This window comes from Methanofastidiosum sp. (genome assembly GCA_035362715.1).
GTDB lineage: Archaea > Methanobacteriota_B > Thermococci > Methanofastidiosales > Methanofastidiosaceae > Methanofastidiosum.
Window position 1 is genome coordinate 33,745 of the sequence record DAOSDU010000009.1, and the last position, 13,216, is coordinate 46,960.

A 13,216-nucleotide genomic window follows, 5' to 3' on the forward strand; every position below is an offset into this window, starting at 1 on the left:
AGATCACTCTCTAATATTCACTCTCTTAGCAAGCTCTTTAGCTATCCTTATATAATCTTTCTTGTTCCCTTTTATTTCACCCCTGATCGATTTAGTACCTTCCAAATCTCCCACGAATGCTTTGAGTTCTATTTCATTCTCATTTATGAAAGAAAGGGCACCCACAGGAAGGTTACACCCTCCTCCAACATCAATCATAAACTGCCTTTCACAAATCGTTTCTATTCTTGTCCTCTCGTCATCAATAGTTTTTAATACTTCTTTTATTTTTGAGTCATCTTTTCTGCATACAATAGCCAATGCACCTTGCCCCGGAGCCGGAATAATAATTTCTGGACTTATTCGAGAAAATTTGTAACCTTCAATCTCTTTTATATCTCCATACAATCTTGAAAATCCGGCTTCTGCAACGATAATTGCATCATAGAGGCCTTCATTTAGTTTTCTTATTCTTGTGTCTAAATTTCCCCTTATATCTTTAAGGTCTAGATCTGGGCGGATTCTTGATATTTCAGACTTTCTCCTTAAAGAGGATGTACCCACCGATGCTTCTTCTGGTAGATCTTCTATCGATTCTTCAAGACTTATTATGGCATCATAAGGAGGTCTTCTCCTCGTGATGGTACAAATTTCAAGTTCAGGCAGGATATCAGTTGGGTAATCCTTTAGAGAATGAATGGCAAAATCAATTTGATTGTTAATAAGGGCATCATCGATTTCTTTGATGAATAGACCTTTACTCCCAATCTTGTGCAATGGAAGGTCAAGAACCTGGTCCCCTTTAGTTTTTATTATTTTTTTTTCAACTTCAATTCCAGTATTTTTACATAAATCACTAATTGCTTCATCAGTTTGAGTCAAAGCTAGCTTTGAGCCTCTAGTACCGCAAATAAGTTTCATTTTATCCTCATCTTTTAATTGTCTTTAGTGCAGAACTCATGCTTTCTAAAGTTTTATCTATTACTTCCTCATCGTGGTCTATTGATAAGAAGTTACATTCAAATTGTGAAGGTGGTAAGAATACACCTTTTTTTAATAGTTCTTTGTGGAATTTCTTAAACATTTCTGTATCAGATTTTTTTGCATCTTGATAATTCTTAACTTTTTCAACACCGAAGTATAAACAGAACATTCCGGGGGCACTGTACAGAGCAGTTTTCATTTTTGAAGTCATGTCATAAATACCGTCTGTGATTTTATCTGTCATATTCTTTATTTTTGGGTATGTTTCTTTCCTTTCTAAGATGTCTAGAGTCTTTAATCCTGCAGCTATAGAAACGGGATTTCCATTGAATGTACCTGCATTATATACGTGACCTTCTGGTGATACTTCATTCATTATCTTCTTCTTTCCACCAAACGCTGCAAGTGGAAAGCCTCCGCCAATAATTTTCCCCATAGTTATAATGTCACCATTGACCTTGAAGCATTCTTGAGCTCCACCTAGGCCAACTCTAAATCCTGTGATAACTTCGTCCATAATTAATAAAGTTCCGTTCTGCTTTGCAGTCCTTTTTACTTCCTTTAGGTATCCTTTTTCAGGTAGGATACAGCCTGCGTTTGCAATTATCGGCTCTATTATGATTGCTGCAACATTGCCTTTCTCAACTATGGATGATAATGCCTCGATGTTGTTAAATTGTACAGAAATAGTATTTTTTATAGAATCTTTAGGTATTCCCATTGAACCGGGGCTAGCTGTAGTCATTACTCCAGATCCTGCCTTTACCAAAACTACATCATGGGCGCCGTGGAATCCCCCATCAAATTTTACTATCTTATCTCGTTGGGTTATACCTCTAGCAAGTCGAATAGCACTCATTGTCGCTTCAGTGCCAGTATTAACGCACCTAATCTTTTCTACATTGGGCACAATTTGGGATAATCTCTTTGCAAAAGTAATCTCTTCTTCAGTTGGCGTTCCATAATCTGTACCTTTTTCAAGTTGGTGTTTTACAGCATCAATGATTTCAGGATTTTTATGTCCCAGCATCATCGGGCCGTAACCTAAGCAATAATCTATGTAACTGTTGCCTTCAACATCCAATAACATTGGACCTTTGGCTCTTTCGGTAAAAAAAGGGTAAGGTTTCATGGCCCGAACAGGACTATTTACTCCTCCACAAAGATATTTTTTAGATTCATCAAAGAGATCTTTATTGCTTCTCATGACAAATCTTTAAGATAGAAACTTATAACTATTTCGAATCTTCGTCTATCTTTTTAAGAAGAAGAACAGCATCTTCTCTCTTTATATCAACTCTGTTATACTTAACAAATACGGAAAAATTGGATAGTATACTACCTAGTGTTTTTTCTGAGTTTTTAATTATCTTGTCCCATTGTCTTTCTGGAAAATACAAACTTTTTGCTGATTTGAATAGTATTTCTGATTCTTCAAGACTTATTATGTTTTCATCTGCGGCTTTTTTTATTGTTTCTCTAATATTTACAAGAGGTTCCGATATTGGGATAAATTCTTCACTATCAAAGGATAATGCGACTTCATCATCAGAATTAAAAGTACCATTTCGGTACCACTGATAAATTTTTCCAACTCCTATCATTCCATACCTATCAAGTTCTGAAGCTCGTAAAGCGCCCATACTCGAAGCGCCATATATTTTTATGCCACTCTTTAGAACTTCCATTAACTCCCTAGGCGATACCGCACTTTCCCTAAAAAAAACTCCATCAATAATCCCAATTATATCAAAATCTTCTGAAACAGCCTTTGGAATATCTCCTCTTCTAATGGGAGGGGCGTAGATAACTTCTCTATTTTTATCTGAAGACAAAATATTTTTAGCCTCTTCTAGAGGAAGGCTTGGGCCCAAATAGATAATAATTCTTATCAACTTCTCTCATCCGCCCTCTTGATCCGATTCTTGAGTTATCAATACCATACTGTTCAAGTTGAGGAACTAGGACTCTTACTACAGGTATTCCAAGTTCACTTCTTGTGATATCAACAACGATTGCTCTGTTAATTCCATTCTTAGTTAAAATATTTAATAATGTGTTAATGTCTTCTAGGATATCGTCTGAAGCTTTAGCTGTGAAATCCGAAGTCTTTGTTTCAACTCCAAATTTATTTAAGTAATACCAGTTTAGTTTTCTGATACGATCGTAGCCTATCCTTCTCTTCATTTCTGCTTTCTGAGTGTCTTCTCTGGCACCGTGGATTTGGGTTAACCTTGATTGTGCAGCTTCAGTTATCGCACGATACAATGCTACTTTTGGATCGATATGAGTCCCCATGCCCATTACCATAAGAGTTGGATCCTTTAATTTTAAATCATCAATTGCAGCAAGAATTGTTGGAACTTTTATGTCATCAGAAGTAATATCTTTAAAAACAATTTCTATTTCATTTTCCTTAAATCTATTGAGAAAATCTTCAAGTAAAGGATCATTTATCTCAATTACAAGGTCCTTGGGGAAAGTTCTTTTCATCTCAACAAGAGACCATGCATCTCTTTCAATAACTTCGCATAAGCCATGAAAAATTGCTTCTTCTAAAGTATTCCCCGAAGCCAATCCATTTGTGTTTGTTCTGAAAAGGGGGTAATCTCTTTTTAGAGGATAGGGATGAAATACAGAATTTGCAGGTACATAGATTTCTTCTTTTCTAATAAGGTCGTAACCTTTAACCCACCCTATTTTTATATATTCATTATACATTTCTTGGGCTGGCAATGCTAATTCATAAGGTGATAAATAATTAACTTTTCCGTTCAATTCAGATTCTGAAGAATCTAAAATCATCTCTTCATTAACTTCAGAAGAATATCTTTCGATACCTTCCATTATCGCAGATACTTCTGCCTCAGTTTTAGATACTCCTTTCCCATTATAGACTGACACTGAGCCCTGCGACGCATCAGGTCTTACAGCAGAGAAAACTGGAATTCCAAGTCTATCTAGATCAGTTATATCTGCAACTCTTGTTATTCCACATATCTCAAGCTTATTTTTGACAATTTCAAGCGTTTCTTCTGGAGGGATAGCTCTGTGAGTATCCTTCATGTATAGTTTTTTACAGCTTTTGAGTTCCATTTTATCTCCTGAATATTGAACTGTCCATAAATATATCAATCATATGGTCAAATGGTATTACATTGCACCATCCTGATTTTTCAAAAATGCTCATGAAGCAAACACCAATTATTTTTTTATCTTTGTTTCCAATTTTTTCTAAAAACTTTTCTACAGAAGGAATTTCAGGGCCACCTGGCATAGCAAGTCCCCCCATCACTACCACTAATTCGGGATTGTATGGGTCCCCTCCTTTAACAAAATCACAGTCAACACTTGACAAAATTACCTTATAGGGCTCATCTAAGTTAATTGCAGGAACATAAATAATCTCTTTGTTCATTGATCTAATCACATATGTTAAAAGTTCAACAAAAGGAGTGCAAGTAAACTTATTTCCAGTAAACACTATTTTTTTAATTTCTTTTTCTTTATTAATGTCTTCAACAATTTGCTTAAAAGTTCTTAAAAAACCTGTTATCCCTTTAGATTCAGAATCAATCTTTTTCAAAGTAATCCACCTCTTCTTCAAAATACTTGAAAAGTATATCTTCAATATTTTTTTTCAAGGCATCTATATTTGACCCTTCTTGAGCTGATATTTTTATGCCTCCCATGTCGTCTTTAAAACCCCAATCTTTTAAATCTATTTTATTTAAAACTTTTATAAATGGAACGCCTACAAAACTCTCAGATATTTCATTATACAGATTCATCTGGTCTGCCATAGTGTATCCACATGATTCAGTTGGATCAAAGACAAATAAAATTAATTTTGCAAGATACTTCAATGCAGATATAGCCTGCAATTCAATTGGATTTCTATAACTAAGCTCTCTATCTAATAGCCCGGGCGTATCTACAACTTGGATCATTCTTTTATTATAAGAAAATGATGAAACATTAATACCTTTTGTTGTAAATGGATAAGAATTAATTTCAGGTTCAGAGTTAGTTAAAGCTTTTAGTAGCGAAGATTTACCTACATTTGGAAATCCTGCTATGACTACTGTGTATAAATCAGGATTTATTGAAGGAAGATTTTTTAGTTTCTCTCTCGCATTATTCAAAAATTTTAGATTTTTTTCTACCTGTTTTAATATTGAGATATATCTGCCATAGCACTGTTTTCTTAGAAATGATGCGTCCTGAGAGGACTTTGCCCTTCTAATATTCTTTATATACTCTATCTTAACTGCGTTAATTGTATTCACTGCAAAAGAAAGAGCACCTAGGTTGTGTCTTAATTTATCTATTCCAACAATTACGTCTATTAACTCTCTTGTGAAAGGAGGCAATCTATCAAAAGAAGGATATCTCTCTACAACTTTGAAAAGTGACTCTGCTAGATTTTCTCCAGCAACAGTAACTCTAATCGATTCTTTCTCTTTAACAATCTCATTGATATTTTTTTTACTAGAGAGTGCTTTTTTCTTAGCATTTCTAAATGCCTTATCTACTATCTCGTCTATATCTATACGAGGTATTTCTTTGAACATATGAAAATCCTGTGATAATTATATCTTTGGGTCTCACTTAATAGAATCTAATGTGTATACCTTTAAAAACCTCTTCTTAAGTTCACTTGAACTGTAAGGCAATCTCTTGTCAAGCCTCATTATTTTTGTATTAAGTCCACTCTTACTGATACGTTCTTCGATCCACGAGGAATACTGGTCAGGACCCAGAAAAATAATATCCGGATTCTCCGCCAGGACTGGCGTAAAAAAATCTTTTTGATCTCCAAGTATGACATTTTCAACCATCTTAAGATTTTCAAGAATTAATTTGCGTTCATTTTCATTAAAAATCGGGGCGCGTCCCTTGAACTTCTTTATAGTGTCGTCTCTTGCTACAACAACGGTGACATCCCCTAATTTTGATGCTTCTGTTAAAAAATAGATGTGACCGGGATGAATAACATCGAAATTACCAGCAATAAGAACCTTCAAAGGAGCACCTTTACTATCTTAAAAAGGTTATTTTATAAATATTGTGGAAAAGGCTTCATATAATGCTCATAGCTGTAAGGAACAAGAAGAAAAAAGATGAAGTTGAAATCCTAGAAGTTCTTAGTGGGAAGATTACTACAAAATATCTTCTTGTTCTTGCCCAAGACGGAGAGCGATTTGTTCCTAAAAAATTTAGAAAGATTGAAGACGATAAAGAAACAATCTTGATGCCAAAAGAATCACTTAAACTTCTAAGAAGCGATACAATTTATGTATCAAAAGACCACTTCACAGAGGAGATATTGAATTTATTTGTTAACATGCTAAAATCTTATGGTGCTAAATTTGACTATATTTCTTTATGCAAGTTCTGCTTGATTGAAAATAGAATCAATACTAAAGGAACTCCCTACACCTATCACTCCGAGCCAATATGTGAAATATGTGCAAAATCTGAAATTGCAAAAGATTTGAACTATAAGGGGATCAAGGACACAAAACTTGCCGAGAAATTGTTGAAAAGATATTCTGACGTTGACAGGGTGCTTATGGTTTTTGATCCAAAGTTTGATCCTACAAGAGATTCTTCTATTACAATGTACGATAGAATTGACTCTTCTCCCCTTGACATTAAAATTCATAAAATATCCGACCTTGATATATCTAGCGAATTCAAAGACAGATTTTCTTCAAGAGGTATCAATGAACTTACACCGGTACAGTCCATCGCAATAGACAAGGGATTATTCAAAGGCAATAATTTTCTTGTTATGAGCGAAACTGCTTCAGGAAAAACATTGATAGGAGAATTATCATTTTTTTCAAGATATAAAAAAGGAGATAAATTACTTTACTTATCTCCTTTAGTTTCACTTTCTTTGCAGAAGTATGAGGACTTTAGAGAGAATTATCCAAATAACAGTGTTTCTTTAAGAGTCGGGTTATCTAGAATTGCCGAAAATCCAAAAGATATAAACAGGTCTTTAGATGCTGACATAATAATTGGAACATATGAAGGCATAGACCAGATTTTTAGGTCTGGAATTACTATTAATGGCATTTCTACTGTTGTAATAGATGAAATTCACATGCTTCAAGACAAAGAAAGAGGCCCTCTATTAGACAGCTTAATATCAAGACTATATATTTTGTGCCCAAAGGCTCAGTTTATTGGATTATCTGCAACTGTTGGGAATCCAAAGGAACTCTCAGATATACTCAAAATGGAACTTGTCAGTTATGACAAGAGGCCTGTTCCACTTGAAAGGCATGTTATTTTTTGCACTGGTCACGGTGGGAAACTTCATACTATCTCTAGATTAATAAGAAAGGAAAATTCAGAAATCTCTTCAAAAGGCCACAGAGGGCAAGTAATTGTTTTTTCTAATTCAAGAAAGAATTGTCACTCTCTTGCTGAACATTTTAAGACAAGGGGGATAAACGCAGCAGCTTACCATTCTGGCCTTCCTTTTAAGGAGAGAAGAGAAATAGAAAATAAATTTTGGAAAGGAAAGCTTGACACAGTCGTCACTACGGCAGCACTTGCTGCAGGTGTTGACTTCCCAGCATCAGCAGTAACTTTCGAAACGCTTTCCATGGGGATAGAACCACTCAAGATATTCGAATTCCAACAGATGATAGGTAGGGCAGGCAGACCTTCTTTTCACGACAAAGGAAAGGCCTACCTTTTGATAGATCCACAAGAAAAGTACGGTGATGTTTCTGAAGAGGAACATTGTTTCTATCTTTTAGATAACAAATCTGAGAAGGTAGATATACAATATGACACCGATACATCACTAGAAAGAACATTATCTATTATTTCCACATTTTCCAATTTATCTATTGGTGAAATAAAAAGAAATTTTGAAATGGGATTTGCACCCTCTTTTGACAATGCATTTATTGATACTTTACGAAAAGAAGGATTGATCGATATCAAGGCAGATAAAACAAATATTACTAAATTTGGTAGAATAGTCTCCTCAAATTTTCTTAAAATACCCCATGCACTTTTCATGAAGAAATTTAATAGAGAGGACGTTAGGGAAATTATTTTTCAAACTTTACCATTTCCCAATACTTACCTCACGAGTAAACTGCAAGCTATTCTAAAAATTGATTCGTCTTCTCTTTTCTCTGGAACAACTCTAGAAAAAATTTACTTCCAAAATAGAAAAGAAGCCCTATCTAGGCACGGTGAAGAAGTCTTGATTAACCTTCTAACTGAGTTTTTTGCCTGTGGTTGTAAAGATGCCCCATATTGTAATTGCCCAAAGATTGAGATTGGAAAAAGATTATTAGATTTAAGAAAAGCAAAATTATCTCCCCATAGGATTAGTGAAGAATTTAGAAAAGAATATGGATTGAAGATTTTTTCGGCAGATTTGATCAATTGGTTAGACTCTGCGATAAGAGCTCTTGAAACTGCAGAAAAAATATTTGCCCTTTATGGAAAGGAGAAACAGAGAAAAGCTACAATAAAAGAGATTGAGAATATAGTTGGGAGGTAATAAATCTAGTATTAGTTATTTTATTTATTTTAATACACTTCTTAGAACTATAATTTGACTTATTTAGCTTCAGAATATATTGAACCATATCACTATATTTAAAAATATAAAAGATACATGTAATATGCCGAACAGGTGGTATAAATGGAAAAAAATAAAAAAATAATAATCGGAGGGATCATCATTATTCTACTTGCCATAGCTGCATATTTCACCTTCTTTGGAGCACAAGAGAAAACTTACACCGAAGATACGCAAGGAGCTATTAATGTAAAAAAAGGAGATACATTCAAAATTACCCTCAAATCTAATCCAACTACGGGATATCAATGGAATGCAGATTTTGATGAAACTCTAATTCAATTAGTCGATACATCCTACAAAGCCGATGAACCGCAGCTTATGGGAAGTGGCGGAACAGAAATATTTGAATTCAAGGTAATTGGATCCAACACAAACACTAACATTAAGTTTTCTTATGCTAGGCCATGGGAAAGTGTTCCTCCAATAGATGAGAAGTCTTTTGAAATTAAAATAAAATAATATTTTAATATTTATTTTTAAAGTCTCAATAACTTATTATTTTATTTTTTTAAGAACTTGTTTCTCAAGGCACGTCAGACAAATAATTAGTTATTTTACCCCCAAATACTTTTAAAATTATTATTGCAGCAACTATATTTACAATTATCGATATAGTAATGGCTGGAAACATATCGATCCAGATTATTGGAATTTCACTAATATTATTATCTCTAAAAATTGAAACAGAAATAGCTACAAGAGTTGATGTAAATATATATCTTGAGAATTGTCCAACTATTATCGCCCTCTCTTTTCCAATTTTTTTTAGAAGATAATAAGTGACTAATGCCATCAAGACATCTCCCACTCCGGCCGCCATCTCAACATAAATCCTGCCTGTGTAAATTGATGAACTAATACCTTTAACAAGGGCCGTAATCGCACCACCCATGGGGGAGAATAGTGAAATGATAGATACGGGCGTAGTTCCAAGATTTGGATTTCCCCATTGCAAGGGAATATTAAAATAAGTCAAAATTCCGGCACTAATACAACTAATAATTATAATTCTTTTATTCATAAGTTTGATTTTAAACAAATGTTTAAATGGATTTCTTATCCTTTTCATTATATTCTTGAACTATAGAACACTATTCAAAAAATTCTCAAAAAATTAGAAAACCTTATAAATATCCTGTCTGTTTTTACTATGAGGGATTCAATGAGGGAGAATTTATTCAAACCTACTTATGTTCTTTTTGAGAATGCTCTCTCTTCCGTTTATTGCTATTATTATTATGGCTATTGAATTCCCTCGTGAAATTTTATCCCCAACTTGGGGAAATTTAACGGGGTGTTTTTTTGGAGTTCAAATCCAGAGAGGAGATAATAGAATATCAGAATAAAAAACTAAGATGTTGCGTAGATTACGCCTCTAAAAACTCTCGATTTTTTAAGGATACATTGAAAAAATGCAACTTGAAAGCAGATGATATAAAAAATATCGATGATCTTCAGAAACTTCCATTTACAACAAAAAACGATCTTAGGGACAATTACCCGTTTGGTCTCATGGCAGTTCCAATGGAAGATATAGTAAGATTTCATGCATCTTCTGGAACTACCGGGAAATCTACAGTTGTTTACTACACAAAAAACGATCTTGATACGTGGTCTAATCTAATGGCGAGAGTTTTGGCAACGACTGGTCTAACAAAAAAAGATTCAATGCAGATTATCTACAACTATGGCTTCTTTACAGGAGGATTTGGTTTTCACTATGGTGCTGAAAGGCTTGGCATTTCTGTAATCCCAACAGGGTCCGGCAATACCAAGAAACAGATAGAAATAATGCGTGATTTTGGTACAACATCCTTTACAAGCACACCTTCATATGCAATATATCTTGGGGAATCAGTTGAAGAAATGGGAATTGATCCTAAAAAGGACCTTAAATTAAAGATTGGAGTCTTTGGAGCAGAACCTTGGGGCGAGGGCATGAGACAGAGAATTGAAGAACTGTTTAATATCAATGCTTACGACAACTATGGAATTTCTGAGCTCTGCGGGCCTGGCGTAGCTGTTGAATGTAAAGAAAAAGATGGACTTCATGTATGGGAAGATCATTTCATAATGGAAGTAATCGACCCAAAAACTGGAGAAGTTCTAGGAGAAGGTGAAAAGGGAGAACTAGTATTCACCCCCTTATGGAAGGAAGCAATGCCACTCTTTAGATACCGTACTAAGGATATTTCTGTAATATACGAAGACAAGTGTAATTGTGGACTTCCTTTTAGAAAAATTGAAAGGCTTCACGGAAGAAGTGATGACATGCTCATCATAAGAGGCGTCAATGTTTTCCCAAGTCAAATTGAGGAGGTTATTTTGAAAAATTCGGTCTTTAAAGGCCATTACGCCATAATTGTTGAAAGAAAGGGGCCTCTTGATTATTTGACAATTGAGATAGAGGTAACAAAGGATCTTTTCACAGGAAATTTGAAAGATCTGATTCAACTTAAAGACAAAGTCGAAGAGGATCTAAAGAGCGTTCTTTTAGTAAAAGCAAACGTTAAGCTTGTTGAAGAAGGGACTATACCAAGGTCCCAAGGTAAAGCTCAACGAGTCATCGATAAAAGAAATTTAGAAGGATAGGAGGAATTAAATGATATTTGGTCTACCAGAAACAACATTTTATGTTGTTCTAATAGTTCCAGTAGTAATAGCCCTTTTACTTTTGTTTTGGGGATTTAAATACAAACCAGAGGAGGGAAAATAATGGCATCAATATTGACGACATCTCTAGTTGTACTCTACTTTTTGGTAATACTCGCCATAGGTGCATGGGCATCTAAAAAAGTTAAGAATAGTGAAGATTACATAGTTGCAGGAAGAAGTCTTGGATTTTGGTTCTTTGTTATACTTATAATCTCCTCTGCAACAAGTGGTATGAGTATATTGGGTGTAGCAGGACTCGGATATACTGCAGGCTGGCCCAGTATTTGGGAGCAGATATTTGTTCCCTTGACAACAGCAATATGCATACTGTTCTACGGTACAAAACTGCACAAAATTTCAGAAAAAATGGGATATATGACAGTTCAAGACTACTTTGCCAACAGATTTTACAGCCCAAGGCTTATGAGGGCACTTTCAGGACTTGCCGTAGTTGTTACAAGCGGCATTTATCTTGTTGGTCAATACACAGCGATAAGTATAGTGCTTGTATGGCTGTTTGGTATAACTCATACTGAAGCCCTTCTAATAGCAGGTATAATAGTTCTATTGTACGTGGTATTAGGTGGATTATATGCAGTTGCATGGGTAAATCTAATACAGGGGGTATTCATCATAGCAGGAGTATTAATAGTATCTCCATTTGTGATAAATGCAGCTGGCGGATTTACACATATTAACACAGTATTAGCTTCAATAGATCCAAACATGGTAAATCTTGCTTACCCACAAGCACATCCACCATATGCAGGATACGCATTCATGACTCCATTATATTTGGTGTCTTTCTTCTTCCTGCTTGCGATAGGTCTTGGATCAGCGCCACATATTATTAACAACGTTCTTGCAGTTAAAAAGGACAAATACTTTAAATTTGCACCATTTGCAGCATTTGGAATATACGTCGTAATTATGTACTTAATAAAGATTGTTGGATTTGGTGCTAGGGTAATGGTGGTTGACGGAGTAATGACGGTTCCGTATGCTGACTACTCGTTTGTTGCTGCAGTTAATCATTCTTTGCCGACATTTATATGGCCACTATTTGCAGTAATAGTTCTATCGGCGGTAATGTCCACCACAGACAGACTAATGCTTACAATAGGAAGTTCAGTAAGCTGGGATATCTACAAGAACTTGATAAATCCAAAGGCAAAGGATAAAACGATTATGAATCTGAGCAGGGCAGTGGTAGTAATTGCAGCCGTCTTTACACTTTACATGGCCATAACACCACCTCAACTTCTAGCGCTATTAATCTGGATGGGAATAGGTATAATGCTTTCCACATTTGTAATGCCTTTACTTGCAGGACTATACTGGAAGAGAGCCACAAGAGAGGGTGCAATTGCTTCAATGGCAGTTGGATTTTCAACATCTATAGCCTTTGGATTTGTCCACCAGTTTATAATGAAGTTACCAATGCACTTTAGTATGTACAGCTTCGTTTTAGCTGTAATAACAATGGTCGTTGTAAGCCTTGTTACTAAGAACCCACCCGAAAAAGTTTTGAAAGAAACTTTAACTGGACCATTCATCCAGACAAAGAAAAGGTGAAACGCTTGGAGATACTATCAGTATTCATTGAAAACAAACCAAAAAGACTTTCGAAGATAATCGATGAACTATCTAAAGAAGGGCTCCCCATATCAGGGCTTGCAATTGCGGACGCAGGTGACTTTGGCATAGTAAGACTCATAATAGACGATGTAAAGAAAGGTGCTTCAATACTATCAAAGCATGAAATGATTGCAAATATACAAGAAGTAGTCGGTGTTAACGTAAATAATACAACAATCTCTGAAATTGCAAAAATTCTTGGAGTAAATAATGTCAACATTGAAGACGCACTCGGCTTTGGATTTATTAACAATGAAAAGATACTGGTACTAAAAGTGGACAACATTGAACTTGCAAATAAGGTTCTTTCTAAAGAAGGATTTAAAATATATTAAT

13 protein-coding genes are annotated in these 13,216 nt (G+C 34.9%); 5 read left to right on the forward strand and 8 right to left on the reverse strand.

Features of this window, described 5'->3' with window-relative positions; all coding sequences use genetic code 11:
- Positions 1-3: 3 nt before the first annotated feature.
- Genes hemC through PLI06_06895 form a run of 7 tightly spaced genes read right to left on the reverse strand, consistent with a single transcriptional unit; the run spans position 4 to position 5,990 of the window.
- Positions 4-900, reverse strand: coding sequence for a hydroxymethylbilane synthase (gene hemC / locus PLI06_06865; GenBank protein ID HOI77316.1), 897 nt, complete (start codon positions 898-900; stop codon positions 4-6).
- A gap of 7 nt (positions 901-907) precedes the next feature.
- On the reverse strand, positions 908-2,170 hold the full coding sequence (hemL, locus tag PLI06_06870) for a glutamate-1-semialdehyde 2,1-aminomutase (GenBank protein HOI77317.1): 1,263 nt from the start codon (positions 2,168-2,170) through the stop codon (positions 908-910).
- 28 nt (positions 2,171-2,198) lie between these two features.
- Positions 2,199-2,858, reverse strand: a complete 660-nt coding sequence (locus PLI06_06875; protein ID HOI77318.1) for a TfuA-related McrA-glycine thioamidation protein — start codon at positions 2,856-2,858, stop codon at positions 2,199-2,201.
- Entirely contained in the window at positions 2,806-4,059 is a 1,254-nt protein-coding gene (locus PLI06_06880; protein ID HOI77319.1) for a YcaO-related McrA-glycine thioamidation protein, read from the reverse strand. The genes PLI06_06875 and PLI06_06880 overlap by 53 nt, the downstream gene beginning before the upstream one ends.
- Before the next feature lies 1 nt (position 4,060).
- Positions 4,061-4,549 carry a DUF2124 family protein gene (locus tag PLI06_06885; GenBank protein ID HOI77320.1) on the reverse strand — a complete coding sequence of 163 codons (489 nt, stop codon included), beginning with the start codon at positions 4,547-4,549 and terminating at the stop codon, positions 4,061-4,063.
- On the reverse strand, positions 4,536-5,537 hold the full coding sequence (locus PLI06_06890) for a 50S ribosome-binding GTPase (protein ID HOI77321.1): 1,002 nt from the start codon (positions 5,535-5,537) through the stop codon (positions 4,536-4,538). The genes PLI06_06885 and PLI06_06890 overlap by 14 nt, the downstream gene beginning before the upstream one ends.
- A gap of 33 nt (positions 5,538-5,570) precedes the next feature.
- On the reverse strand, positions 5,571-5,990 hold the full coding sequence (locus tag PLI06_06895) for an adenylyltransferase/cytidyltransferase family protein (GenBank protein HOI77322.1): 420 nt from the start codon (positions 5,988-5,990) through the stop codon (positions 5,571-5,573).
- Positions 5,991-6,052: 62 nt separating this feature from the next.
- Between PLI06_06895 and PLI06_06900 the strand changes: the two genes are divergently transcribed.
- On the forward strand, positions 6,053-8,503 hold the full coding sequence (locus tag PLI06_06900) for a DUF5814 domain-containing protein (protein ID HOI77323.1): 2,451 nt from the start codon (positions 6,053-6,055) through the stop codon (positions 8,501-8,503).
- 144 nt (positions 8,504-8,647) lie between these two features.
- Positions 8,648-9,046 (forward strand): protease inhibitor I42 family protein, encoded by a 399-nt coding sequence (locus PLI06_06905; GenBank protein ID HOI77324.1) that lies wholly within the window; start codon positions 8,648-8,650, stop codon positions 9,044-9,046.
- A gap of 64 nt (positions 9,047-9,110) precedes the next feature.
- On the opposite strand, the gene PLI06_06910 is transcribed toward PLI06_06905, so the two are convergent.
- Positions 9,111-9,608 (reverse strand): hypothetical protein, encoded by a 498-nt coding sequence (locus PLI06_06910; protein ID HOI77325.1) that lies wholly within the window; start codon positions 9,606-9,608, stop codon positions 9,111-9,113.
- Between the two features lie 281 nt (positions 9,609-9,889).
- Between PLI06_06910 and PLI06_06915 the strand changes: the two genes are divergently transcribed.
- From PLI06_06915 to PLI06_06925, 3 genes are all read left to right on the forward strand, one after another.
- Positions 9,890-11,179 carry a phenylacetate--CoA ligase gene (locus PLI06_06915; protein ID HOI77326.1) on the forward strand — a complete coding sequence of 430 codons (1,290 nt, stop codon included), beginning with the start codon at positions 9,890-9,892 and terminating at the stop codon, positions 11,177-11,179.
- Between the two features lie 123 nt (positions 11,180-11,302).
- Entirely contained in the window at positions 11,303-12,817 is a 1,515-nt protein-coding gene (locus PLI06_06920; GenBank protein ID HOI77327.1) for a sodium:solute symporter family protein, read from the forward strand.
- A 5-nt stretch (positions 12,818-12,822) separates the two neighbouring features.
- On the forward strand, positions 12,823-13,215 hold the full coding sequence (locus tag PLI06_06925) for an acetolactate synthase (GenBank protein ID HOI77328.1): 393 nt from the start codon (positions 12,823-12,825) through the stop codon (positions 13,213-13,215).
- Position 13,216 lies beyond the last annotated feature (1 nt).